Raw genomic sequence first — 25,126 nt, forward strand, 5'->3', positions numbered from 1 at the left:
CCGTCCCGTGGCTTATCGTAGTCATATAGCTACACCAGGCGAGCGCCTCCGCGCACGGAAGCGGCAAAGAAGGTCAGCGGCCGGACAGCTCGTCCACGGCGGTGCGCACGTCCTCGCTGGTGATCGTGGTCAGGTCGGCCGAGCTGGCGGACCCGCCGCGCGAGGCGTGGGCGGCCAGGCGCACGTCACGCCGCATGGCAGCCCGCTCGAACAGGGACCTGGCGAAGCGGCCGTTGCCCAGGCCGTCGATCAGCCGGTCGTCGCAGACCCAGGTGAAGACCTCGTCCAGGCGCCGCAGCGCCTCGTCGTCGAAGGTGTCGCCGGCCTTCTCCGCCAGCAGCACCGCGATCTGCGACAGCTCGCCGGGCGAGTAGCTGGGGAAGCCCACCCGCTGGTTGAACCGGCTGGCCAGGCCGGGGTTGCTGGACAGGAACGCGTCCATCTCGCGCTCGTATCCGGCCAGCACGATGACGAGCCGGTCGCGGTCGTCCTCGGCCCGCTTGAGCAGGGTCTGCACGGCCTCGGCGCCGAACGCGTCGCCGCCCTGGTAGCCGGGGTTGACCAGGCTGTAGGCCTCGTCGATGAAGAGCACGCCGCCGAGCGCCCGGTCCACCAGCTCGTTGGTCTTGATCGCGGTCGAGCCGAGATGCTGGCCGACCAGGTCGGCCCGGTGCGCCTCGACCACGTCGGGCCTGGCCAGCAGGCCGAGCGCGGCGAAGATGCGGCCGAGCACCCGGGCCACCGTGGTCTTGCCGGTGCCGGGCGGGCCGAGGAAGACGAAGTGGCGCATCTGCTGCGGGGTGGGCAGCCCGCGCTCCTGCCGCATCCTGGCCACCTGGAGCTGGGCGGCGATGGCGTGCACCTGCCGCTTGACCGGCGCCAGGCCGGCCATCTTGTCCAGGTCGGCCAGCGCCTCCTCCAGCGTGGGCGTGGCCACGTAGCCGCGGAAGCGGGCGGTCAGCTCGTCGAACGCCTTGGTCACGTCGGGCGTGGTGGTCGTCACCAGGTCGTGCGTGCTCGGCGTGCCGCCCGCGCCCACCACGCGCACGTCGCGGGCCTGCGCGGCGGCCTCGACCAGGCTGCGGGCGAACCGGGCGTTGCCCAGCTCGTCGATCAGGCCGCGGCGGTGCACGTCGTCGAAGAGGCCGAGCAGCACCCGCTTGGTCTCGGCGTCCATCGTGTCGCCCCTGCGCCGCTGCAGCAGCTCGGTGACCTCGACCAGCTCGGCGGGGGAGTAGCCGGGAAAGCGCACCCGGGTGGCGAACCTGCTGGCCAGGCCGGGGTTGCTGGACAGGAACGCGCCCATCTCCTGCTCGTAGCCGGCCAGGATGATGATGACCCGGTCGCGGTCGTCCTCGGCCCGCTTGAGCAGGGTCTGCACGGCCTCGGCGCCGAACCGGTCGGGCTGCCCGTCGGAGGAGTTGACCAGCCCGTACGCCTCGTCGATGAAGAGCACGCCGCCGAGCGCCCGGTCCACCAGCTCGTTGGTCTTGATCGCGGTCGCGCCCAGGAACTCGCCCACCAGGTCGGCCCGCTGCGCCTCGACCACATAGGGGGTCTCCAGCAGGCCGAACGCGTAGAAGATCTTGGCCAGCGCGCGGGCCACGCTGGTCTTGCCGGTGCCGGGCGGGCCGACGAAGACGAAGTGCCTGGTGGGCCTGCCGGTGGTGTAGCCGGCCTCGGCGCGCAGCCGGCCGGCCTCGATGGAGGCGGCGATGGAGCGCACCTGCTCCTTGACCGGCACCAGCCCGATCATGGCCTCCAGCTCGGCGAGCGCCTCCTCGACCGAGATCTGCGGCGGCGCGCCCTGCTTGTCGCCGGGCGCGTCGGGCCTGCCCTCGCGCACCCTGACCCGCACCTGCTGCGCCTCGGCCGCGGCGCTGGCGGCCTTGACCCTGCGGGCGAGCAGGAAACGGTGGACGAGGACGGCCGCGGCGGCGGCGACGGCCACCCAGACGGCGATGCGGTCGGAGACCTGCGAGAGTGCGGCGGCCAGCAGCCCGGCCGGGGCCAGCGCCATCAGCGTGGTCACCCACGGCGTCACCCAGCGGATGAGGTGGGCCGCCCCGGCGACGGGCAGGGCGAGGAAGACCATGAGGTGCACGGTCGGCGCGCCGGGGAGGAACAGCGCGCTGAACGTGATCAGCGCCAGCACCGCCCAGCCCGCCACCACCAGCGCGGTGGCGGCGGCCCTGGGATAGCGCATGGTCAGCGCGACGAACGCGAGCAGCAGCAGCACGAGGGGGAAGGTCTGGAGCAGGTCCCACCCGAGTGCTGCGCCCAGGCCCATGGCGGCCACGAGCGCGACCACGTAGAGCACCCGGCGCGCGGCCGGGGGAATCTGGAAATAACGCTGCCGAACCTTCTCGAACAGATCCCGCACCGCGGCCCGCCCCGCGGCCTGGGCCCTGTCGGACTCACGCATCACGCCTCCCCGGTCCGCCCCCGGTTATACCGCACCAGACCGACTATTGGGCGGTCCTGACACGCTAGGCGGAGGTCACGAAAACGGCTATCTGACGGCCGAGTTCCGCGCCCGCGTCCTCCTGGAGGAAGTGGCCGGCGCCCTTGATCACGGGATGTCGCAGGCCAGCCGCCCCGCGCATGTTCTTCCGCAGAACGGGCCCCATGCCTCCCGTGATCGGATCTCCGTCGGAGAAAGCCACCAGGAACGGCCGGTCGAGTGTGGTGAGGATCGTCCAGGCAGCGCGGTTGGCGGGCGCGGCCGGGTCGTCGGGCGTGGTCGGCACGAGGCCCGGCATGGCGCGCGGTCCCGCCTTGTACGACTCGTCCGGGAACGGCGCGTCGTAGGCCGCCAGCACCTCGGGCGGCAGCTTCGCCCGGCAGCCGGCCTGGACCAGCCGGGCGACGTCCAGCGCCGGCGCCTTGCGCACCGTGTCCCTGAACCGGTGCCAGACGTCGGGCATGGGAATGTCACCCGTCGGCAAGCCCGTGTTGGCGGCCACGATCCTGGCGATGTTCGCGGGGTGCTCGGCGGCGATCCGCAGCCCGATGAGGCCGCCCCAGTCCTGGCCGACCATGGTCACGTCCTTCAGCCCGAGCGCGTCGAAGAGCAGGGAACGGGTCCACTCGACGTGCGCGCCGTAGGTGTGCGCGGCCTGGTCGGCGGGTTTGTCCGAGCGGCCGAAGCCGATCAGGTCGGGCGCGATCGCGCGCAGCCCGGCCGCGGCCAGCTCGCTCATGACGTGCCGGTAGAGGAACGACCAGCTCGGCTCGCCGTGCAGCAGCACGACGGGCGGGCCGTCCTGGGGGCCCGCCTCCACGTACGCCATGCGCAGGCCGCCGGCGACCTCGGCGTGGCGGGGTTCGTAGGGGAAGCCGGGCAGGTCCGCGAAGCGCTCTTCCGGTGTGCGCAGGATGTCCATAGAACAATGTTCTACCGGGGGATGAGGCCGCGTCCAGTGACGGGTCCGCGGACTCCGGCCCGTCAGCGGCGTTGGTGGCGGCCGGGGAACTCGCCCACCAGCACCTGCTTCGGCGTGACGCGCATGACGTCGGAGTCGGCCAGGGCGATCCCGCGCACCTCGACCCAGAACCGCCGCTGCAGCGGGTCGGAGGCGAACACCGCCACCCGGGGGTCGTCCTCGATGGCCTGCCACGCCTCGGTCTCGGCGATCAGGCGCAGCTCGCCCGACGAGGTCACCGAGGCCACCGCCCCGGCGACGCGGGGGCCGTACGCGTCGCCGTAGGCCAGGACGATGCTGCGGGCGTAGGAGAAGGTCTGGCGCACCTCAGAGTCCAGCGCGACCGACGGCTCCGCGCCCATGGGCAGGTCGCACATGAGCAGCGACGAACGCCACGGGCCCGGGCCGCCGCGCCACCACGCGTGCAGGGCCCGCGCGACGAACACCACCGCCGCCGCCCCGAGCGCTGCCGTACCGGCCCGCCAGGCCCAGGCCGACCCGAGCAGCCCGCCGGCCGCGCCCGCGCCGGCCGCCAGCACGACGAGCCAGGTCGCGGCGGCCAGCCACCGATCGCCGCGCCTGCGAGCGCGCAGGTAGCCGCGCACCAGCGGGTACGGCAGCACCACGGCGGCCACCGCCAGACCCGGCCGCACCGCGAGCGCCACGGCCAGCAGCGCCACCAGCACCGACCACGTCCTGCCGAGCACGAGCCACAACGCCACCCCGGCGTTCCGCCCCGCCACCCGCCCCGCCACCCGCTCGGCCTCCCGCCCCGCCTCCCGCGACGCCTCCCGCGACGTCTCCCCCGCACGCTCGGTCTCCGCGAGCGCGCGCAGGGGGTGGCCGCGCCAGGCCTCGGCCAGGGCGCGCAGCGCGGTCAGCGCGGGCCAGCCGAGCACGGCGATGCCCGCGAGCCCGGCCCAGACCGGGTCGAGCGAGGCCGGCAGCACGTGCACGGAACCCAGCAGCAGCCAGCCGGCGAAGGCCAGTGCCGACAGCGCGGCCGATGCCACGGAGGCGCCAAGCCACGGGTCCCGCCCGAGCATCGCCCCCGCGTACGCCCACAGACCCACCCGCCGCGCCTGCCTGACCGTCAGCGGCACCAGCAGCACGAGCACGGCGAGGCCGCAGAGCCGCGCCTGCGCGCCCCGGTCGAGCAGCAGCGCGGCCCCGGCGATCACGATCGTGGCCACGGCAACCAGCAGGCGGACCTGACGCGACCAGACCTCGAGCGCGCGCCTGGCCCGCCCCGTCTCGCGCGGGTCGACGGGCCAGGCCGGGTCGTGATGCGGCCGCGGCGGGTCGAAGCGCAGCAGCGCCAGCGCGAGGTTGACGCGGGCCTGCGGATCGTCGGGGTCGATGGCGAGCGCGGCCCGGTAGGCCCGCTCGGCCGCCCCGTGCTCGCCCCGCAGCAGGGCCAGGTCGCCCAGCATGACCTGGGGCCCGGCCCGTTCCGGCGCGAACTTCCTGGCCAGCGCCGCGTGCCCGGCCGCCTCCCTCCACCGGCCGGGCACGCGGCGCAGCGCCCCCGCCAGCCGCAGCCGGGCGGGCCATGAGCCGCCGGCCAGGTCCACGGCCCGCTCGGCTGCGGGCACCGCGTCGGCGTCGCGGCCCAGCCGCTCGTGGGCCAGGCTGATCAGCCGCTGCGGCCACTCGGCGACCGGGTCGAGCTCGGCCGCCCGCCGCGCCGCCTCCAGCGCGGACTCGGGACGCCCGGCGTCGAGCCTGGTCAGGGCCTCGTCGCACCATTCGCGTGAGGACCGGTCGGGAAGATCGCCTTTGGTGCCGCGTGCGTCGGTCCCCACACGTCCCATGATCGGCTGGCGCGTGATCGTTGGATAGATACCGACATATGGCTGTATCTCTCTAGAGAGGTGCGGGGGACCGTGGATCGACCGATACCGCTATGACAAGTCCCTGGCATGGCCTAAGCTGCCACGCAAGCCGGAGCGCCGGAGTCAGGCGGCAGAGCTCGGGAGGAGCGGGCGCCGAGCCGCGGCTTCCGACGCCACCGACCACAGCACGTGCGGGCCCTGGACAACGGATCGGCCTGCAAGGAGGGCCATGACCGTCACGCAGGCCGCACCCCTCGTACGGACCGCAGACCGACAGCACCAGGACCGCCGCTGGTCCATCCTCGTGCTGCTCTGCCTGGCGCTGCTGCTGATCACGGTCGACGCCACAGTCCTGCACATCGCGGTGCCCGCGCTCACGGCGGCGCTGGAGCCCTCCGCGGTGCAACTGCTCTGGATCATCGACATCTACTCGCTGGTGGTCGCGCCGCTGCTGATCATGTTCGGCACGCTCGGCGACAGATACGGGCGAAAACGCCTGGTCCTGTGGGGCTTCGTGCTGTTCGGCGTGGCCTCGGCCGCCGCCGCGTGCGCCCCGACCCCGCTGACGCTGATCCTGGCCAGGGCCCTGCTCGGCGTCGGCGGCGCGATGATCATGCCCGCCACCCTCTCGCTGATCCGCCAGGTGTTCACCGACAGACGCGAGCGGGCCATCGCCCTGGGCGTCTGGAGCGCGGTCGCGGCGGCCGGCGCGGCGATCGGGCCGCTCGTCGGCGGCGTGCTCGTCGGCTTCTGGTGGGGCGCGGTCTTCCTGATCAACGTGCCGATCCTGCTCGTGCTGCTGCCCGCGGCCAGACGCCTGCTGCCCGAGTCGCGCGGACGCCGCGACCGGCCGTGGGACGCGGTCAGCGCCGCGCTGTCGGTGTTCGGCATCCTGGCGCTGGCCTTCGGCCTCAAGGAGGCGGGCTCGGGCAGCCTGCTGCCGCTCTGGGCCTCGGTGCTGGTCTTCGCGGGCGGGCTGGGGCTGCTGGTCGCCTTCGTCCGGCGGCAGACCCGGCTGCCCGCGCCGTTCCTGGAGATCGGGCTCTTCCGGCGGCGCGAGTTCACGACCGGGGTCGCGGGCGTGCTGCTCGGCGTGTTCGCGCTGGTGGGGCTGCAGCTCATGCTCGCCCAATACCTGCAACTCGTCCTAGGCGACAGCCCCGTGCGGGCCGCGCTGCGGATGTTGCCCCTGGTCATCTCCGCCGTCTCCGGCGGCCTCGCCGCCGCCCACATCCTGCCCAGGGTCGGCATGCGGGCCACCATGAGCGGCGGCCTCGCGCTCGTCGCGCTCGCCCTGACGCCCACCCTGACCTGGGGGGTCGAGGGGCATCCGGTGATGCTGGCGGTCTGCTTCGTCGGGATCGGCTTCGGGGTCCAGGTGGCCTTGCTCGCCGCCTCCGACACGATCATGGCCTCGGCTCCCGAGGCCCAGGCGGGCGGGGCCGCGGCCATCGAGGAGACCGCGTACGAACTGGGTGCCGGCCTGGGCGTCGCCGTGCTCGGCACCATCACCACGATCGTGTACGCGCCCGGCCTGCCCGCCGTACCCGGCGTCTCAGAGGGCGGCATGGACCAGGCCAGGCAGTCGCTGGCCTCGGCCGCCCACGTCGCGGACCAGATCGGCGGCAACGCGGGCGGCGCGCTGCTCGACGCCGCCCGGTGGGCCTTCGTCAACGCCCTGCACACGACAGTGGTCGTGAGCGTCGTCCTGCTCAGCCTGACCGCCGTCGCGGTGGCCATGCTGCTCAGCCGTGATTGAGGTGTGCCATGTCCCGATTAGGGCAGACAACTACCGTGAAACAGGTCCTTCGTGATCTTGCCGCTTTAGTCGCCCGCATCGGTGTGGGCGGTATCTTCTTCGCCAACGGCTGGACCAAGCTCGAAGACGGTCTCATCACCACCGGCGCGAAGTTCTCGCAGCAGGGTGCCCCCGCCCCCGGCGCGTGGGCCACGGTCACCATGCTCACCGAGCTCATCGGCGGCGCGCTGCTCATCGCCGGGCTGGCCGTCTCCGTCACCGGGCTGATCCTCTTCGCCGAGGCGCTGGCGGTCTTCGTGGTGGCCCCGCCGCTCAACCCCATCAGCCTGAACGAGCTCATCCTGCTCGGCGCCGCGTCCCTGCTGCTCGCCGTGGTCGGCGCGGGGCGGGTCTCGGTCGATCACATGGTGGTGATCCGGCGGAGGGAATCGGAGGCGGCGGACGAGTTCGCCGCCGACTCGGAGGCCGACCAGGTCATCGCCTCACTGCGCGACCCCGACAAACCCGGCGACTCCTCCGAGAAGGCCGAGGCCGCGAGCCCCGCGTCCGAGTCCTCAAGCAAGGAGACCGAGTCGTCCAAGGCGTCCAAGGCGTCCGAGGACACGGCCCCGCATCCCCGGCCCCGTGCGCGATCGGCGGACACCAAGCGCGGCGAGGAGCCGTCGCCGTCGTCGTCGCCGTCGCCCGCGCCCGGCGACACGCTGGTGGCGGGCCGCAAGAAACCCCCGGCCCGCGGCCGCCGCACCACCGCCGACTGACCGCGCCGGACTCCCGCCGATTCCCGCCGGGAGCCGGCGGGTGGTGCGCTCAGGCGATCCGCCGGCCCGCGCGGCCGGCGGCGGCATCGCGGGGTGGAGATCGGCTCGGCCCGGTGAATATCCTGGCCGCACAGCCGAGCGGGGAGCGTGCATGGCGGCCAGGGAAGGCAGGGCGCGCGCGACGGTGCGTGACGTCGCCGCCGAGACCGGCCTGTCCATCGCCACCGTCTCGCGCGTGCTCAACGGCCAGGCCAACGTGGCGCCGCACACCCGCGAGCTGGTGCTGCGCGCCGTCGGCCGTCTGGGGGACCAGGCGCCTCGGCCGCGCGCGGCGCCGGACGCCCACGGCCCGGTCCACGGCGGCGCCGTCTACGTACGCTGCCCGTACGTGCTGACCGACTATTTCGGGCTGATCGTCTCCTCGGTGGGCGAGACCATCGAGTTGCACGGCAGGGAGATGATCCTGGGCGCGGGGGAGGCGGCGCAGGAGAGCGCGGTGCTGCCCGGCCTGCCCGACCGGCCTGGCGTCGCGGGAGCGATCCTGATCCTGCCGCCCGAGCCCGGCGACGCCCTCGTCCGCCTGCGCGACCGCGGCTTCCCCTTCGTCGTGATCGACCCGCGGACCCCGCCGCCCAGAGACATCGCCGCCGTGTCGGCCGCCCACTTCGCCGGCGGGCGCAAGCTGATGGCCCACGTGACGGGGCTGGGCCACCGCCGGATCGGGATCATCGGCGGCCCGGTGACGTGGCTGCCCAGCGAGGCCAGGCTGGCCGGCTACACCGCCTCCCTGGCCGACGCGGGCGTGCTGCAGGCCCCCGAGCTGCTGCGCCACGTGCCGGAGCCGAACATCGAGCAGGGTCACCTGGCGGCCGGCGAGCTGCTCGACCTGCCCGAGCGGCCGACGGCGCTGGTGGCGTTCAACGACAAGACGGCGGTCGGCGCGCTGCGGGCGGCGGCCGAGCGCGGGCTGAGCGTGCCGGGGGACCTGTCGGTGGCGGGCTTCGACGACATCGACGTCAGCCGGGCGACCTCGCCGGCCCTGACCACGGTGCGCCAGCCGCTGCAGGAGATGGGCCGGATGGGAGTCACGCTGCTGATGAGGCTGCTCAGCAGGCACACGCTGGAGGCGTTGCACGTCTCGCTCGGCGCCGAGCTGGTCGTCAGGGGCTCGACGGGGCCGGTCCGCGGCTGATCTGTTTCATCTGTTACATCGGTTGACTGGCCGATCTGACTCGTGCTCTTCTGCTCAGTGCAAGCCGCTTTACGAGTTTGTTTCATTTGTTTCAAGGGCATCACCCCCCGCCCTGAAGGGACTCGCCGTGTCCAGGATCCTCCTCGCGCTCGCCTGCGCCGCCGCCCTGTGCCTGGCGGCGCCCGCTCCGGCACTCGCCGCGGGCGAACCCGTGAACGTCTGGCTCACCACCACCTCCGACTCCGGCGGCCGGGCCGTCACCCGTGGCCTCCAGCAGCAGTCCCCGATCGCCTTCGGGCCGCCGGGCGGCTCGGGGCACAGCGTCACCGTCGACGAGAGCAGCACGTACCAGCAGTTCGAGGGCGGTGGGGCGTCGATCACGGACACGACCGCGCACCTGCTGCGCGGCGGCGCGATCAGCGCGGCCACCAGGGACGAGGTGATGCGCAGGCTGTTCTCGCCCGCGGACGGCATCGGCCTGTCCTTCGTCCGGAACCCGATCGGCGCCTCCGACCTGTCCAGGCCCGGCATGGTCTCCCTCGACGACACCTGCTGCGACCTCGATGACTTCGGCGCCAACGGCTACGACACCGGCGTCCGCCTGCTCACCGTCCAGGCCAAGCAGCTCAACCCGGCGCTGCGGGTCAAGGGCGTGCCGTGGAGCGCGCCCGGCTGGATGAAGGACAACGGCCGGATGGACCAGATGGGCTGGCTGAAGTTCGAGCACTACGGCACGTACGCCCAGTACCTGGTCAAGTACGTGCAGAGCTACCAGGCCGCCGGCGTCAAGGTCGACTACGTCTCGCTGCAGAACGAGCCCAACTGCTGCCAGGCCGCCAACCCGCCCGCGATGAACTACCCCGGCATGTCGTGGAACGCCTCCGGCCTGATCGAGCTCACCAAGAACTTCGTCTACCCGGCCTTCCGCGCGGCCGGGATCACCACCAAGGTGCTCGTCCACGACTGGAACTACGGCGACTACGCCCAGATCGGCGGCCCGATCCTGGCCGACCCGGCGGTGCGGAACGATCCGCTGTTCGGCGGCATCGCCTGGCACGGCTACTTCGGTGACCCGGCCGTCGGCACGCAGGTGCACGACCAGTACCCGTCGGTACGCCAGTTCAGCACCGAGCACTCGGGCGGCACCTGGGTCGGCAACCAGCACAACGACGACATGGCCGACATCGTGTCCTACGCCCGCAACTGGAGCGGCAGCCTGGTCAAGTGGAGCCTCGCGCTCAACCAGAACATGGGCCCGCACAACGGCGGCTGCGGCACCTGCACCGGCCTGATCACCGTGCAGGAGGGCGGGCCGCGGGCCGGTCAGGTGGACTACACGATCGAGTACTACACGACCGGCCACCTGACCAAGTTCGTCCGGCCGGGGGCGTACCGGATCGGCTCGACCGCCAACGCGACCGTCCAGAACGTGGCCTACCGCAACCCCGACGGCTCCAAGGCCCTCATCGCCCACAACGGCGGCGGCTCGGCCCAGTCCGTCCGGGTGAACTGGGGCGGCCAGTCCTTCACGTACGCGCTGCCCGCCCGCACCACCGCCACCTTCGCCTGGAACGGCACGCCGGGCGAGAACCCCGGCGGGGGCGGCGGCCAGGTGACCGGGCTGGCCGGCAAGTGCATGGACGTGGCCGGCGGCAGCAGCGCCGACGGCGCCGCCGTACAGCTCTACACCTGCAACGGGACCGCCGCCCAGCGCTGGACCCGCCCCGGCGACGGCACGCTGCGCGCCCTGGGCAAGTGCCTCGACGTCGTCGACCACGGCACCGCCGACGGCAGCCGGCTGCAACTGTGGTCCTGCACGGGCGCGCCCAACCAGCAGTGGACCGCCACCGCCGGCCGCGACCTGGTCAACCCGGCCGCGGGCAAGTGCGCCGACGTCACCGGCAACACCTCCGCCGACGGCACCCGCCTGCAGCTCTGGACCTGCACGGGCGCCGCCAACCAGAAGTGGACGCTCACCTGAGGTGAACCGCCCGGCTCACATCTCCGCGGTGAGCCGGGCGATCGTCCGCATCTTGTTCATCGCGTCCAGCGCCGCCACCTTGTACGACTCCGCCAGCGTCGGATAGTTGAACACCGCGTTGACCAGGTAGTCGACCGTCCCCCCGCACCCCATGACGGTCTGCCCGATGTGCACCAGCTCCGTCGCCCCCGTCCCGAACACGTGCACGCCGAGCAGCCGCCGCGTCTCCGAGCACACCAGGAGCTTGAGCATCCCGTACGAGTCGCCGATGATCTGCCCCCTGGCCAGCTCCCGGTAACGCGAGATGCCCACCTCGAACGGCACCTTGTCCCTGGTCAGCTCGTCCTCGGACCGGCCGACGAAGCTGATCTCGGGAATCGTGTAGATGCCGATGGGCGGCAGCTCGTTCAGGTCGCCGCCCGGCTCGCCGCACGCGTGCTGGGCGGCCAGCCGCCCCTGCTCCATCGACGTGGCCGCCAGCGCGGGGAAGCCGATCACGTCGCCGACGGCGTAGATGTGCGGCACCTCGGTGGCGTAGTTCTCGTCCACCTTGATCCGGCCCCGGTCGTCGGCGGCCAGGCCGGCCGCGTCCAGGCACAGCTCGGAGGTCTTGCCCTGGCGGCCGGCCGAGTACATGACGCAGTCGGCGGGGATCTTCTTGCCGCTCTCCAGCAGGGTCAGCGCCCCGCGCGGGCGGCGCTCGACGGCCGCCACGTTCTCGCCGAACCTGAAGGTCACCGCGAGGTCGCGCAGGTGGTACTTCAGCGCCTCCACGATCTCCAGGTCGCAGAACTCGAGCATGCGGTCGCGCCGCTCCACCACCGTCACCTTGGTGCCGAGGGCGGCGAACATGGAGGCGTACTCGATGCCGATGACCCCGGCCCCCACCACGACCATCGTCTCGGGGACGCGGTCGAGGTGCAGGATGGCGTCGGAGTCGATCACGGTCCTGTCGTCGAACTCGACGCTGGACGGCCGCGCGGGCGACGTGCCCGTGGCGATCACGACCTTCTCGGCGGTGATCTTCGTTTCCTCGGTCTTGCCCTCGTCGTGGATGATCCCGATGGTGTGCGGGTCCAGGAAGCGGCCGGTGCCCTGCAGCACCGTCACGTGGTTGCGGGCGAGCTGGCTGCGGATGACCTGGATCTCCCGGCCGATCACGTGCTGGGTGCGCATCCCCAGGTCGGTGACCGTGATCTCGTCCTTGACGCGGTAGCTGGCGCCGTACAGCTCCCGCTGGTTCAGCCCCGTGAGATACAGGACCGCCTCACGCAGCGTCTTCGACGGGATCGTGCCCGTGTTGATGCAGACGCCGCCGATCATGTTCCGTTTCTCGATGACCGCCACGCGCCGGCCAAGTTTCGCGGCCGCGATGGCCGCCTTCTGCCCACCTGGTCCGGAACCCAGGACCACCACATCGAAATCCGCCACACCGACCAGTCTGGGGGCGGCATGTCACCGGGAAAAGACCTTCCTGGGAGACTCCTGGGTATGTTGCGCAGATTCACGCAAGTCGATGTGTTCGCCTCGGGCCCGTACACCGGCAACCCGCTCGCGGTCGTGGTGGACGGCGAAGGGCTGAGCACGGAGGAGATGCGGCGCTTCGCCCGCTGGACGAACCTGTCCGAGACCACCTTCCTGCTGCCGCCGGCCACGCCGGAGGCCGACTACCGCGTGCGGATCTTCACCGTCGAGGCCGAGCTGCCCTTCGCCGGACACCCGACGCTGGGCTCCTGTCACGCCTGGCTGGAGTCCGGCGGCCGGCCGCGCACCGAGGGCCGGGTCGTGCAGGAGTGCGGTGCCGGGCTCGTCCGGATCGCGGCCACGGACGCGGGGCTCGCCTTCCAGGCACCGCCGCTGATCCGCTCGGGCCCGGTGGAGGAGGAGTTCCTGGACCGGATCGTCGCCTCGCTCGGGATCACGCGCGACGACGTCGTGGCGGCGGAATGGGCCGACAACGGGCCCGGCTGGGTCGGGCTGCTGCTCAAGGACGCCGAACAGGTGCTGGCGCTGCGCCCGGAGACGGTGCCGCACGACGTGGGCGTGGTGGGGCCGTACCCGGCGGGCTCGCCGGTCGCGTTCGAGGTGCGGGCGTTCTTCCCCGCTCAGGGCAGCATGGTGGAGGACCCGGTGACGGGCAGCCTGAACGCCTCGCTGGCGCAGTGGCTGCTGCGTACCGGCCGGGCCGAGGCGCCGTACCTCGCGGCCCAGGGCACCGTGATCGGCCGGGCCGGCCGCGTCCGCGTCTCCGCCGACGACGAGGGCGAGGTGTGGGTCGGCGGCGACGTCCGCACCTGCGTCAGCGGCCAGGTCGAGCTGTGAACCCCGCCTGCGTCGGCGGCCAGGTCGAACCGTGAACCGCACCCGCGTCACCGGCCTGTTCGAGCTGTGAACCGCACCTCGTCGCCCGGCCGCAGCTGGGCGGCGACGGGCAGGTCGGCGCCGCGCACCACGGCGATCACCGGATAGCCGCCCGTCGGGGGATGGTCGGCGAGGAAGACGATCGGCTGCCCGCTCGGCGGCACCTGCACGGCCCCCGTCACCATCCCCTCGCTGGGCAGCTCGCCCTCCCTGACCCGGACCAGCTCGGGCCCGCGCAGGCGCACGCCGACGCGGTTGCTGTCCTGGCTCACCGTGTACGTCCCCCCGCACAGCGCGGCCACCGCCTCCGGCGCGAACCAGTCCTCGCGCGGCCCAGGCAGCACCCGCAGCACGGCGGGCCGCGGCCCCGGCGGCGGCGCGAGGTCCACGGAGATGACCCCGGACGGCGGTCCGACCGGCAGCAGCGTGCCCGCCCGCAGCGGCTCGGGCCCCAGCCCCGACAGCGAGTCGGTGGACCGGCTGCCCAGCACCGGTTTCACCACGATGCCGCCGCGTACCGCCAGATACGTGCGCAACCCCCACGCGGTCGGGCCCAGCCGCAGCTCGCCGCCCGCAGGCACCCAGATCGGCACGCCCAGGTCCGCCCCCGACACCAGCGGCGCCCCCGCCAGCGCCACCCACGCCGCGTCCAGGAACCGCAGGCGCGCCGCGCCGAACGTCAGCTCGATCGCCGCCAGCCCCTCGGGGTTGCCGACCAGCCGGTTGGCCAGCCGCAGGCTCGGCGCGTCGGCCGCTCCCGAGCACGGCACCCCCAGGTGGGCGAGCCCGGGCCGGCCGAGATCCTGCACGGTCGCGTACGGGCCGGGCGCCAAAACCTCGATCATGCCGGCTCGAACCGCACGCGCATGCCCGGCTGGAACAGTGAGGGCGGCGCGGCCGTGACGTCCCACACCCGTGTGGCGGTGCGCCCGAGCAGCCGCCATCCGCCGGGGGAGGCCGACGGGTAGACCGCGGAGTACGGCCCCGCCACCGCCACCGACCCGGCGGGCACCGACGTGCGCGGCGTGTCCAGCCTGGGCGTCTCCAGCACCGGATCCAGCCCGGTGAGATAGGCGAACCCCGGCGCGAACCCGAGCCACCCCACCACCAGCTCCCGCCCGGTGTGCCGGGCCACCACCTCGTCGGCGGAGATACCCGCCAGCGCCGCCACGGAATCGAGATCCGCTCCGTCATAGACCACGGGAATCGTGACCAGCGGCTGCTCCTCGTCCGCGCCGCCGGCCGCCTTGGCCCGTTCCCGCCCCGCGAGCTCCTCCACCCGCGCCAGCAACCTGGCCTGATCCACCCCGGGAGCCACCACGAGCACCGTCTCGGGGCCTGGAACGATCTCCACCACGCCCTCGGGCCGCTCCGCCCGCAGCGCCGCGTCGAGCCGGTGCGACAGCTCCAGCGAGCCGGTCTCCACGAGCAGCCCGTGCTCGCCGGCCGCGCGGATCACGTGAACGCCTGCAGAACCACTCCGGCCGCGAGCAGTTCGTCCCGTACCCCCTGCGCCAGCCTGACCGCGTCAGGCGTGTCGCCGTGCACGCAGATGGAACGGGCAGAAATCGGGACGGAACTGCCGTCAGCGGCCGTCACAGAGCCCTCCACGACCATCTGACGCGCCCTGGCGGCCACCGCGGCGGCGTCGTGGACGACCGCGCCCGGCTCGCGCCGCGGCACCAGAGCGCCCCGGGGCGTGTAGGCCCGGTCGGCGAACGCCTCGCTCACCGTCGGCACGCCCTCGGCCGCCGCCACCTTGTGCACCACCGACCCCGGCAGCGTCAGCACCGGCAGCGAGGGGTCGTAGTCGGCCACCGCGTCGATCACCGCCGCCGCCTGCGCCTCGTCACGGCAGATCCGGTTGTAGAGCGCGCCGTGGGGCTTGACGTAGGAGACCCGCCCGCCCATCGCCCTGGCGATGCCGTCCACGGCGGCGAGCTGATAGAGCACCTCGGCGCACAGCTCCTCCTCCTCGACGTCCATCTCCCTGCGCCCGAAGTGGGCCAGGTCGCGATAGGACACCTGCGCCCCGATGGCCACGCCGCGGTCGACGGCCGCCGCGCACGTGCGCCTGATGGTCACGGGGTCGCCCGCGTGGAAGCCGCAGGCCACGTTGGCGCTCGTGACGATGTCGAGCAGCGCGAGGTCGTCGCCGAGCCGCCAGATGCCGAAACCCTCGCCCAGGTCCGCGTTGAGGTCGATCACCATGGCACCATCATGGCGCCATCGGCTACCTCGGCGCGACGAAGAGCGTCTGCGTGGCGGTGCCGATCTCGCCGCCGGCGTCGTACAGGGTGGACCGGGTCAGCCCGCGGCCCGACGGGCCGATCACGGTGGCGGCGTCCATGCACACCCACTCACCGGCCGGCGCGCGGAACAGCGAGATCGTCAGGTCCACGTTCACGAACAGGTGGGTGCCGAAGTCGAGGGCCATGCTGACGCCGTTGCCGCTGTCGGCGAACACCGCCACCCGCTCGACCGGCGTCGGCTCCTCGCCCTCGACCAGCGGCATCGTCAGCCTGCCCCACACCGTGGCCGGCCCGGGCGCCATCGGGCCGCCGGCGACGAAACGCCAGTCCATCGCCCTGCCGTAGCCGAAGCCGGAGCCGAGCCAGGAGCCGGCGTGCTCGGCGGACGGGGGCGGCACCGGCGCGGGCGGAGCCTGGACCGGCGTGGACGACGTCTCGGCCGCGCGGATGCGCCACGCGCTCGCCCTGACGTACTCGCGCCCGCCCGACGACACGCTCGCCGACAGGCACTGCACCCGCTTGCCGTCGCGCACCACGCCGGTCGTGACCTCCAGTTCGGCCACGGGCACCGGCGCGAACACGTCCACCACCAGCCTGGACGGTTCCAGCCCCGGTCGCGGGGCGGTCTGCTCCAGCTCGTGCGCGATCAGGGCGGTGACGGGCCCCATGTGCTGGGTGCGCGGGTCCCACGGGCCCTGCGTGTGCTCCGACGCCAGATAACGGCCCCGCCCGGTCCTGCTGTACATCGACATGGAACGTTTTCCCTCGTGCTCGCGGCTCCGCCGTCAGATCTCGTCGGGGATGTCGGCGATGTCGTCCAGCGCCGCCGCCAGCTCCTCGGGGTCGCCGCCGATCCGCTCCGCGATCTCGATCAGCACGTGGAGCACGTCGTGACGGTCGTGCCCGAGGTCGAGCAGGCGCTGCGCGGCCTCCCAGAGCTGCGGCGGATCGCCGTCCCACAGGCGGGTGGCGATCTCCTCGTGCCAGGCGAGGTGCTCCTGGTCGATCGCCCCGCCGTGGTCGATCTCGAGTAACGTACGCCGGTCGGCCTGGTCGGCCGGGTTGAGCCGGTCGAGCTCGATCCCGTTGTGCGTGCCCTGGAGATAGGGGAAGGCGAAGGCCCGCCTGGCCAGCGCCGACAGGTCGCCGTCCGGCAGCAGCCGCTCCAGCAGCGGCCGGTCGAGCCCGAACGACGTCGGATCCCGGTACGCCTCGGGGAACTTCCCGATCGCCTCCCACACCGCGTCCAGCGTGGCCTTGAGCCCCTGCTCGGGCAGCTGCGTGCGGGCCGCGGCGAAGCGTACCCACGCCGACAGCGCGTGCGGCATCGCCTCCTGCTCGGCCACGCTCAGCATCACCTTGCGCGGCAGCCAGTCGAGCAGGAACGTGCGGCACTTGGTCGGGCTCACCCGCAGCGGGCGGTTGAAGTCCTGCTCGCAGCCGTAGTCGATGATGTGGTCGGCGCAGCGCGAGGCCGCCGACGGGTCGGACAGGTGCTCGGCCGCGTCGGAGGCGAGGAACTCCGCCGCCAGCATGGCCCGCCGCTCCCTGCTGTAGGGGGCCTCGATGTGCAGCGGCGCCGGCCGCTTGCGGCCGGGAGGCAGCGCCTTGAGCCTGGAACGTGCGAAGGCGTGGTAGGCGCTGTAGCTGTCGCTCACCGGCGGCGGCGTCTTCGGCTCCCTGGTGGCCTTCATCGCCGACTCCAGCAGCGCCCTGGCCTGCTCGGGCTGGATCTCCTCGAACAGCAGCAGCGGGTTGCCCGCCGCCTCGGCCCTGGCCTGCTCCAGCAGCTTGTCGACGTGGGAGGACACCCAGGCGTCGCGCGCCATGCCGCTCATGTTGTAGTCGACCACCATCACCAGCGCGTGCCGGTCGATCGGCTGCTCGCTGTCGTTCCAGCGGTAGGCGAAGGTGCAGATCACCGTGTCCTCGTCGCCGTAGGCGTCGCGGGAGACGTAGCAGCCGGCCGGCTTCACCGCGCCCACCCGGTCGGCCCAGCCCGGCCGCGCCACCCCCGACTCCATCATGGCCAGCGCCGCGCCCTCGGCCTTGGCGCCCTGGCGGGCGTTGCCCAGATACGCCAGGCAGATCAGCAGCGTCAGCGAGGCCGGCGTGCCGGCCTTGGCCGCGTAGTCGACCAGCCCCTCCCCGAGCACCTGCTCGACGTCGCCGCCGCGGACCCGCCTGCCCCACCAGGCCCCGATCATGTCGGAGACCATCAGCTCCGCGTCGAGCGGGGTGCGTACGGCCAGCAGTTCGCGGGCCGCCTGCACCATCTCCTTGAACACGTCGTCTGGCGGGGTGCTCTCCCGGGGATCTCGTCGGTGTCGGCGCACACCCTCACTCTCTCGTATTCCAGGCGCAAACGGTGCGTAGAACTCGGCCCGGTGACCCCGATGTTATCGGGAGCGGCGTTTTCGCCGGGGCAGGCCGGTATGGGCGCTCCGTACGCCGCCGGCCTGACCTCCCCGGGCGCGCTAGCGGATGCCCCGGGGCGGAGGCGCGGAGTTCACGATCGCGAGCAGGTGCTCGCGGGCGATGCGTTCCACGATCTCGGGCGTCGCTGAGATGCCCAGATGCTGCGCGCACGCGCACACGTCGGCCACACAGCGGTCGATCGTGTCCACGGGTACGGTAAGGAACTCTTCGGCCAGCCTGAGACTGACCGGTTCCCGCAGGAACCGTGTGGCCAGAGCGAGCATAGATGTGAGATTCCTCTGGAGACCGGGGGGCAAACCCCCAGGAATGCATGCAGGGCGACTTGCGCTCTCATTCCACCTTTTTGCCGCCGTGTGTCAAGGCTCCGCGACGACTGTGTTCACTTCACCCGGCGCCCTTTCATGCGAAGCTGTCTCCATGCGCATCCAGCTCGCCCAGCGGAGCGAGGCAGACGAGCTCCTCGGCCGCAGCCCGCTCGCCCTGCTCGTCGGCATGCTGCTCGATCAGCAGATCCCCATGGAATGGGCGTTCACGGGGCCTTACACCATCTCCCAGCGGCTCGGCCACGACCTCACGGCCGAGGAGATCGCCTCCTACGATCCCGAGGCGTTCGTCGCCCTCCTGGCCGACAAGCCGGCCGTGCACCGCTACCCCAAGTCCATGGCCGGCCGGGTGCAGCAGCTCGCGGCCCATCTCGTCGAACACTATGACGGGCGTCCCGAGCGGATATGGAACGATGCCGCTGACGGTCAAGAGTTGTTGAAACGACTCAGGGCCCTGCCGGGATACGGTGAGCAGAAGGCCCAGATCTTTTTGGCATTGCTGGGCAAGCAGTTGGGGGTCCAGCCGTCAGGCTGGCGTGAGGCGGCGGGAGCCTATGGCGAGGAGGGCTCACACCGATCGGTCGCCGACGTGGTCGACGGCGACTCCCTGGCCCGCGTGCGGGAGGCCAAACAGGAGGCCAAGCGCACCGCCAAGGCCCAGTAGCCGTGCCGGGGGCCGCCCCCGCGGCCCGGGAAACGGGCCCGGCAATTGGGCGCTGTAACCTGATCTTGCTGCGCAATGTGGAGCGACTTTGACAGGATGCGTAGACCCTAAAGGCGACCGGGCCGCGGCGGGGGCTTCCGTCCGTACATGCCCATCGTCGATGATGTACTGCAGAATCCGGTCGCCCGGAGCTGCGCTACGCCGATACACAGTTATGGAGATGTGCCGCGTGGGAGACCCTGGCACGCGACGGAGGTGCGGACCATGAGCGCCGAGACCTCCGTTCCCCGTCCCCGGGAGTCGGATGTGGACGTCTCGGACTCCGCCCTCTTCAAGGGCATGCTGTCGGAGGCGGAGTTCGCCTTCGCCTTCTTCGACGCCGACAGCCGCATCCAGCGGGTCAACGACGTGTTCAGCGATGTCGTCAACGTGCCCGCGGACCGCATGGTCGGCCGGCCGCCCGTCGAGGTGCTGGCCGCCGACCTCAGCCAGATCATCACTCACGCCGTGCAGGCCGTCATCGAGAGCGACGCGCCGGTCACCGAGGGCCGCGTGCGCGTCCGGTCCGCGGAGGGCGACACCCGGCACTGGTCGCTGTCGTTCTCGCCGGTTCACGACGATGCCGGCGAGCTGCGCGCCATCGCCTTGGTGGGACTTGACGTGACCGAGAGCCGTCAGACCGAAGAGGCGCTGCGCCGCAGCGAGGAGCGCTACCGCTCGCTGGTGGAGGCGCAGTCCCAGCTCGTCTGGATCACCTCGCCCACCGGAGCGGTCGTCGAGGACGCCCCGCAGTGGCGTGCCATCACCGGCCAGGGCCTGGAGGAATACCTGGCCAGCGGCTGGCTGGAGGTCGTCCACCCCGAGGAGCGCCAGCAGACCGAGGAGGCGTGGCGCGAGGCGCTGCGCGGCCGCACCATGTTCGAGTGGAACTACCGCGTGCGCACCCGTGCCAGCGGTTACCGCCACTTCGAGGTGCGCGCGGTGCCGATCATCCGCCACGGCCGGGTGGTCGAGTGGGTCGGCGCCAACACCGACGTGACCCCGCAGCGCGAGGCCGAGGAGATGCGCGGCAGGCTGACCGACCAGCTCGGCGCCGCCGCCCTGCGCACCGCCCGGCTCCAGGGCGCCACCGCCATGCTGGCCGAGGCGCTCACGGTCGAGCAGGTGGTGCAGGTGATCATCGATGTCGGCCGCACCGCCCTGGCCGCCGACCGCTCGGCGGTCGCGCTGCTCGACACCGACCGCGCCGCGCTCAAGCTGATCAACGGCGAGGGCATCCTGGAGGCGTCCGGCGCCACCGGCGACGAGATCCCGCTGTCCCACTCCAACGTGATGACCATGGCGGTCAACAGCCGCCGGCCCGTGTTCGCCGAGTCCCCCGAGTCGCTGAAGGCCCAGCTGCTCGAAGCGGGCGGCGACGAGGAGGTCCTGGCCGGGTTCCTGGCCCACGGCGACGAGCGCGCCTGGGTGGGCCTGCCGCTGCTCGCCGCGGGACGCGCCCTGGGAGCGCTGCGGTTCTCCTTCACGCGCCCGCAGAAGATCTCCCAGGAGGACGGCGTCTTCCTGGAGGCGCTGGCCGGCCAGTGCGCGCTGGCGGTCGAGCGGGCCACCCTGTTCGAGCGTGAGCACCGCACGGCCGAGACGCTGCAGCGCAGCCTGCTGCCCGACCGCCTGCCGGTGGTCAAGGGCCTGGTGCTGGCCCAGCGCTTCCGCTCGGGCAGCCGCCACGTCCAGGTCGGCGGCGACTGGTACGACGCGTTCGTGCTCCAGGACGGGCGGGTCGCGGCCGTCGTCGGCGACGTCATGGGCAAGGGCGTCAAGGCCGCCGCCGGCATGGGCCGCATCCGCAACGCCATGCGGGCGCTGGCGCTGACCAACCCGCCGCCCGCGGCCGTGCTCACCGGCCTCGACCGGGTCTTCGAGGCCACGGAAGAGGAAGAGCAGGTCACGACCCTGGCCTACATGGTCGTCGAGCCCGTCACCGGTGAGGGCACGCTGGCCATGGCCGGCCATCCGCCACCCGTGCTGGTTTCGCCCCAGGGCACGGCGATCCTGTGCGACGCCGAGCCGGGCACTCCGCTAGGCTGGCCGACCAGCCGCAGGCAGTTCCGGTTCGTGGTGCCGCCCGGCCATACCGCCGTGCTCTACTCCGACGGGCTCGTGGAGAACAGGAAGCGCGGGCTGGATGCCGGTCTCGCAGAGATATGCAGTGTTGTGACCGAAGCGCCGCCTGAGGTCGTCAGTAGTCCGCACATGCTGCTGGATTTCCTGGTTGACCGGATGTTGTCTGGATATGAACAGGATGATGACGTTACCGCGCTCGCAATCCACGTCCCACCAGCCACGAAGAGTGACTGAATGAAACAGTCATAACGGTTGCTTTCGGGTATCAGTGCCCCGCTTACGTACGCACTACTGTCTCGGTCGGCCTAGGGTGGAGTTCAACCGCCGGGAGGTGGCCGTATGGAGTGCGGGGTCGTGCCACAATGCTGTGCAGGTCCGTCGCGGTCCGCACGGCCTCACCGATCTCCGAGAGAGGCAACAGCCCCCCAGCGGGCATCTGGGTCCATTGTCGCCACGCGTTCGTTCGAGAGGTGTTCGTGTCGCCTGCAAGTTCGACTCGCTCGAAGCCACAAGAGCTGAACGAGCCCGTCATTCAGCGACTGCTCGAGCGTGGGCGCTCGCAGGGTTTCCTCGAGTCTGAGGATGTTCGTCAGGCCTTCGAGGAGGCGGACATCCCCATGTCGCACGCCGCCGCGTTCTTGCGGAACCTCAGCAAAGAGGGCGTGACCGTGGTGGTGACCGCCGCGGATTCGGCTGCGCCGAAGAAGTCTCGTGGTCCAGCAAAGCGCCGCACCGCCGCCCCCGTCAAGACCAAGACGGCGGCGGCCGCCAAAGAGCAGCAGCCCGAGACCGTGACCGCGGTCGTGGGCACCGCTGAAGCCGAGCCGGCCGCCAAGAAGGCGGCCCCTGCCAAGAAGGCCGCCCCCGCGGCCAAGAAGGCCGCGGCACCCGCCGCCGCCAAGAAGGCCGAGCAGAAGAACGCTGGGCCTGCCGAGACCAAGAAGGCACCCGACGCCCCGCGGGGCGAGTCGGACGACGACGAGGATCTCGAGCTCGACGGCGACGTGGAGCTGGAGGACCTCGAGGACATCGAGGTCGACGACGAGGAGATCGTCGCCGAGGCCGACTCCGAGGGTGACTCCGACGACGACACCGAGACCGAGACCGACGAGCCCAAGGTCGCCGCCGAGGCCGTCACGAAGGAGAAGACCGAGGACGAGGTCCTCATCCTCTCCGACGACGACGATGACGCCCCGGTCGCGCAGGTCGCCGCCGCCGGTGCCACCGCCGACCCGGTCAAGGACTACCTCAAGCAGATCGGCAAGGTCCCCCTGCTCAACGCCGAGCAGGAGGTCGAGCTCGCCAAGCGCATCGAGGCGGGCCTGTTCGCCGAGGAGCAGCTGGGCGGCGGCGAGACCGACGGGCTGCCCGTCGACGTCAAGGCCGAGCTCGAATGGATCGCCGAAGACGGCCGGCGCGCCAAGAACCACCTGCTGGAGGCCAACCTCCGGCTCGTGGTCTCGCTGGCCAAGCGCTACACCGGCCGCGGCATGCTCTTCCTCGACCTGATCCAGGAAGGCAACCTGGGCCTCATCAGGGCCGTGGAGAAGTTCGACTACACCAAGGGTTACAAGTTCTCCACCTACGCCACGTGGTGGATCCGGCAGGCGATCACCCGCGCCATGGCCGACCAGGCGCGGACCATCCGCATCCCGGTCCACATGGTCGAAGTGATCAACAAGCTGGCCCGCGTCCAGCGGCAGATGCTGCAGGACCTGGGCCGCGAGCCCACGCCGGAAGAGCTGGCCCGCGAGCTGGACATGACGCCCGAGAAGGTCGTCGAGGTCCAGAAGTACGGGCGCGAGCCCATCTCCCTGCACACCCCGCTGGGTGAGGAGGGCGACAGCGAGTTCGGCGACCTCATCGAGGACTCCGAGGCCATCGTCCCGGCCGACGCCGTCAGCTTCACGCTGCTCCAGGAGCAGCTGCACTCCGTTCTCGACACCTTGTCGGAGCGGGAGGCGGGCGTCGTGTCGATGCGCTTCGGACTCACCGACGGCCAGCCGAAGACGCTCGACGAGATCGGCAAGGTTTACGGGGTGACCCGTGAGCGCATCCGCCAGATCGAGTCGAAGACCATGTCCAAGCTGCGCCACCCGTCCCGGTCCCAGGTCCTGCGCGACTACCTGGACTGAGACACGGTCACCGGTCGGCTTCTGGCTGACCTGCACGCAACGGCACGCCCCGCCGGGATCCTTCCCGGCGGGGCGTTCGTCTTTCCGCTTCCGCGCACGGCCGTGCGAAAGTCCCACGTCACGGCGATCGCGGGTTGCGCCTCAGTGCGGCCGACCCTTCGCCGTGCGCGCTCGGCCTCTCATTCAGCAGGGGGATGTCCCGTCGAGCAGCGGCACGCCGAAGGTGCCGCCTATCGCCGACCTGGGTGAACCGCACCGAACGGATCGGGAACCGCGCCGCTCCACCGAGGGCCGTCCAAGGACCTGCCGTACTCGGCATCCTGTCACCGGATGCGTGGTCTCCGTCGCGCTGCTCGCACCCCTCACGACCCCGCCCGGCCCTTCCGGCCCCCGCGTCTCTGGACCTTGGCTTCCCGCTGGTCAGGGGGAGAGGTGGACGTCGAGGGTCCAGGGGCGGGTTGGGCGGGTGGGGGTGGTGAGGGTGACGGTGTGGCCGAGGTCGTCGAGGAGTTTGGTGAGGTCTTCCGGCGTGGTGGGGTCTGTGTCCTGGGAAAGCAGCGCTCGGGCGATCTCGCCCCGGGTCGCCTTGGCCATGTGGCTGATGACCTTGCCGTCGCGGAACACTCGTACCGTCACAGAACGGTCACCGGGCTGCCAGGCTCCCGCGTACGTGCTCGACCGGAGATCCACCACCAGGCCGGGGACGCGGTCGAGTTGCTTGGTCACCTGCGGGCGCCAGAAGGCCGCGAGTCCGCCCAGAGGCGGCAGATTGACGCCCATCGAGAGCCGGTACGGCGGAATGAGATCTGTGATCTTCACCACACCCCACAGACCGGAGAAGATCACCAGCGACTCCTCCGCCCGTCTTCTGGCGTCCGAGGAGAGGGTGGCCAAGGCGAGGTTGTCGTAGAGCACGCCGGTGTAGAGCTCGGCCGCGGGCAGTGTCGGGGCGGTCTTCAGGCCGACGTTCCTGGCCAGTTCGCCGGCCAGCCCGGGGGTCAGCCCCAGCACGTCGAGGGCGTCGCGGCGCTTGGAGGCGCGGACGAGCGCGTTCATCACCCGCCGGCGGGACCGGTCGAGGGCGGGGAAGGACAGCTCGCCGACGGGCGGGCCGGAGCCCTCGGACGCCTTGCCTTCGGACGGCGGCAGCAGGATCAGCACAGCTCACTAGCTTATTGGCCCTGGTCCGCGCCCTCTCACGGATCCGGCCGACGACCCGCATGGGGCAGGCGGCAGCGAGCCCGCACGGCGTCCCATGCCTGGGAAGAGCCCGTACGGCGTCCCAGGTCTAGGAAGAGTCCCGCACGGCGTCCCATGCCTGGGAAGAGCCCGTACGGCGTCCCAGGTCTAGGAAACCGCCGGCGCCACCAGGGGTTTGAACGCAGAACGGCGACCCCGGACGTGCCGGGGTCGCCGTTCTGTCACGCGATATGTGGTTATCTCACACGACGGGCGTTGTCAGCGCTCGTCGCTGGGGGCAATTGAAGGGGTTTCGCTGAGTCGAGCCGACTCGTCCAGGATGTCGGCGCCCTTTTCACGCAACGCTGCGATGTGCTGACGCCCATGGTGAGCGCAGAACAGCAACTCCCCACCCACGGGTAGGGTTGCGCGAATGTAGGCCTGGGCGCCGCAGCGGTCGCAGCGGTCGAGGGCCGTCAGCGGCTTAACGGGGGCGAGAGCTCCAGTCACGTATCGCCTTTCGGGTCACCCCCGCCGAAGCGAGGATCTGGCGTCAGTCACTTGGAACAACATCTAACCGGACGTGGACGTTCCCAACCGCCCCCTCGCTACGCCCAGAGCAGAATGTGTCCGAAAGTAATGACGATCAGCCGGTTGGTAACACCAAACGTGCCACCGTGGCAAGCTTGTACGCGCGCG

The 25,126-nt window shown here is 71.8% G+C and carries 20 protein-coding genes; 8 read left to right on the forward strand and 12 right to left on the reverse strand.

Features of this window, described 5'->3' with window-relative positions; translation table 11 throughout:
* Window positions 1-73: 73 nt before the first annotated feature.
* The 3 genes from OIE67_RS06500 to OIE67_RS06510 all read right to left on the reverse strand — a co-directional run bounded on the left by OIE67_RS06500 (window position 74) and on the right by OIE67_RS06510 (window position 5,239).
* Complete coding sequence (locus tag OIE67_RS06500; RefSeq protein WP_326637605.1) at window positions 74-2,425, reverse strand: AAA family ATPase; 2,352 nt, start codon at window positions 2,423-2,425, stop codon at window positions 74-76.
* Window positions 2,426-2,489: 64 nt separating this feature from the next.
* On the reverse strand, window positions 2,490-3,386 hold the full coding sequence (locus tag OIE67_RS06505) for a haloalkane dehalogenase (protein WP_326637607.1): 897 nt from the start codon (window positions 3,384-3,386) through the stop codon (window positions 2,490-2,492).
* 62 nt (window positions 3,387-3,448) lie between these two features.
* Window positions 3,449-5,239, reverse strand: a complete 1,791-nt coding sequence (locus OIE67_RS06510; protein WP_407674830.1) for a hypothetical protein — start codon at window positions 5,237-5,239, stop codon at window positions 3,449-3,451.
* A 250-nt stretch (window positions 5,240-5,489) separates the two neighbouring features.
* Here OIE67_RS06510 and OIE67_RS06515 point away from each other — a divergent pair, with 250 nt between their 5' ends.
* From OIE67_RS06515 to OIE67_RS06530, 4 genes are all read left to right on the forward strand, one after another.
* Complete coding sequence (locus OIE67_RS06515) at window positions 5,490-7,019, forward strand: MFS transporter (protein WP_106250264.1); 1,530 nt, start codon at window positions 5,490-5,492, stop codon at window positions 7,017-7,019.
* Between the two features lie 8 nt (window positions 7,020-7,027).
* The gene (locus OIE67_RS06520; RefSeq protein WP_326637612.1) at window positions 7,028-7,777 is read left to right on the forward strand and encodes a DoxX family protein; all 750 of its coding nucleotides are present in this window, start codon (window positions 7,028-7,030) and stop codon (window positions 7,775-7,777) included.
* A gap of 151 nt (window positions 7,778-7,928) precedes the next feature.
* Window positions 7,929-8,969, forward strand: coding sequence for a LacI family DNA-binding transcriptional regulator (locus OIE67_RS06525; RefSeq protein ID WP_326637614.1), 1,041 nt, complete (start codon window positions 7,929-7,931; stop codon window positions 8,967-8,969).
* Between the two features lie 127 nt (window positions 8,970-9,096).
* Complete coding sequence (locus OIE67_RS06530; protein ID WP_326637615.1) at window positions 9,097-10,950, forward strand: ricin-type beta-trefoil lectin domain protein; 1,854 nt, start codon at window positions 9,097-9,099, stop codon at window positions 10,948-10,950.
* A 15-nt stretch (window positions 10,951-10,965) separates the two neighbouring features.
* Here the strand turns inward: OIE67_RS06530 and sthA are convergent, their stop codons facing one another.
* Entirely contained in the window at window positions 10,966-12,381 is a 1,416-nt protein-coding gene (gene sthA, locus OIE67_RS06535; RefSeq protein WP_106250260.1) for a Si-specific NAD(P)(+) transhydrogenase, read from the reverse strand.
* A gap of 60 nt (window positions 12,382-12,441) precedes the next feature.
* Here sthA and OIE67_RS06540 point away from each other — a divergent pair, with 60 nt between their 5' ends.
* Window positions 12,442-13,272 (forward strand): PhzF family phenazine biosynthesis protein, encoded by an 831-nt coding sequence (locus tag OIE67_RS06540; protein WP_326637618.1) that lies wholly within the window; start codon window positions 12,442-12,444, stop codon window positions 13,270-13,272.
* Between the two features lie 47 nt (window positions 13,273-13,319).
* Here the strand turns inward: OIE67_RS06540 and OIE67_RS06545 are convergent, their stop codons facing one another.
* The 6 genes from OIE67_RS06545 to OIE67_RS06570 form a co-directional block, all read right to left on the reverse strand.
* Window positions 13,320-14,156 carry a 5-oxoprolinase subunit C family protein gene (locus OIE67_RS06545; RefSeq protein WP_326637620.1) on the reverse strand — a complete coding sequence of 279 codons (837 nt, stop codon included), beginning with the start codon at window positions 14,154-14,156 and terminating at the stop codon, window positions 13,320-13,322.
* Window positions 14,153-14,770: a 5-oxoprolinase subunit B family protein gene (locus OIE67_RS06550; protein ID WP_326637622.1), complete on the reverse strand. Its 618-nt coding sequence runs from the start codon at window positions 14,768-14,770 to the stop codon at window positions 14,153-14,155. The genes OIE67_RS06545 and OIE67_RS06550 overlap by 4 nt, the downstream gene beginning before the upstream one ends.
* The gene (locus tag OIE67_RS06555) at window positions 14,767-15,522 is read right to left on the reverse strand and encodes a LamB/YcsF family protein (protein ID WP_106250254.1); all 756 of its coding nucleotides are present in this window, start codon (window positions 15,520-15,522) and stop codon (window positions 14,767-14,769) included. Before OIE67_RS06555 ends, OIE67_RS06550 begins: the two co-directional genes overlap by 4 nt.
* 22 nt (window positions 15,523-15,544) lie before the next feature.
* Window positions 15,545-16,315, reverse strand: a complete 771-nt coding sequence (locus OIE67_RS06560) for a thioesterase family protein (RefSeq protein WP_326637625.1) — start codon at window positions 16,313-16,315, stop codon at window positions 15,545-15,547.
* Window positions 16,316-16,348: 33 nt separating this feature from the next.
* Window positions 16,349-17,839: a hypothetical protein gene (locus tag OIE67_RS06565; RefSeq protein WP_245956517.1), complete on the reverse strand. Its 1,491-nt coding sequence runs from the start codon at window positions 17,837-17,839 to the stop codon at window positions 16,349-16,351.
* A gap of 201 nt (window positions 17,840-18,040) precedes the next feature.
* Window positions 18,041-18,265, reverse strand: a complete 225-nt coding sequence (locus OIE67_RS06570; protein ID WP_106250249.1) for a hypothetical protein — start codon at window positions 18,263-18,265, stop codon at window positions 18,041-18,043.
* A 154-nt stretch (window positions 18,266-18,419) separates the two neighbouring features.
* On the opposite strand from OIE67_RS06570, the gene OIE67_RS06575 reads away from it, so the two are divergent.
* The 3 genes from OIE67_RS06575 to OIE67_RS06585 all read left to right on the forward strand — a co-directional run bounded on the left by OIE67_RS06575 (window position 18,420) and on the right by OIE67_RS06585 (window position 23,248).
* Entirely contained in the window at window positions 18,420-18,989 is a 570-nt protein-coding gene (locus OIE67_RS06575; RefSeq protein WP_106250247.1) for an HhH-GPD-type base excision DNA repair protein, read from the forward strand.
* Window positions 18,990-19,253: 264 nt separating this feature from the next.
* Window positions 19,254-21,347, forward strand: a complete 2,094-nt coding sequence (locus OIE67_RS06580) for a SpoIIE family protein phosphatase (RefSeq protein ID WP_326637631.1) — start codon at window positions 19,254-19,256, stop codon at window positions 21,345-21,347.
* 242 nt (window positions 21,348-21,589) lie between these two features.
* Complete coding sequence (locus OIE67_RS06585) at window positions 21,590-23,248, forward strand: RNA polymerase sigma factor (RefSeq protein ID WP_106234784.1); 1,659 nt, start codon at window positions 21,590-21,592, stop codon at window positions 23,246-23,248.
* A gap of 420 nt (window positions 23,249-23,668) precedes the next feature.
* Here OIE67_RS06585 and OIE67_RS06590 read toward each other — a convergent pair whose 3' ends face one another.
* Both OIE67_RS06590 and OIE67_RS06595 read right to left on the reverse strand, forming a co-directional pair.
* A complete protein-coding gene (locus OIE67_RS06590; RefSeq protein WP_326637634.1) occupies window positions 23,669-24,409 on the reverse strand; it encodes a YaaA family protein in 741 nt (246 codons plus the stop codon).
* 297 nt (window positions 24,410-24,706) lie between these two features.
* Window positions 24,707-24,937: a DUF7455 domain-containing protein gene (locus OIE67_RS06595; protein WP_106233820.1), complete on the reverse strand. Its 231-nt coding sequence runs from the start codon at window positions 24,935-24,937 to the stop codon at window positions 24,707-24,709.
* Window positions 24,938-25,126 lie beyond the last annotated feature (189 nt).

Origin of the sequence: Nonomuraea fuscirosea (genome assembly GCF_035917475.1) — a bacterium.
Taxonomy (GTDB): domain Bacteria; phylum Actinomycetota; class Actinomycetes; order Streptosporangiales; family Streptosporangiaceae; genus Nonomuraea; species Nonomuraea fuscirosea.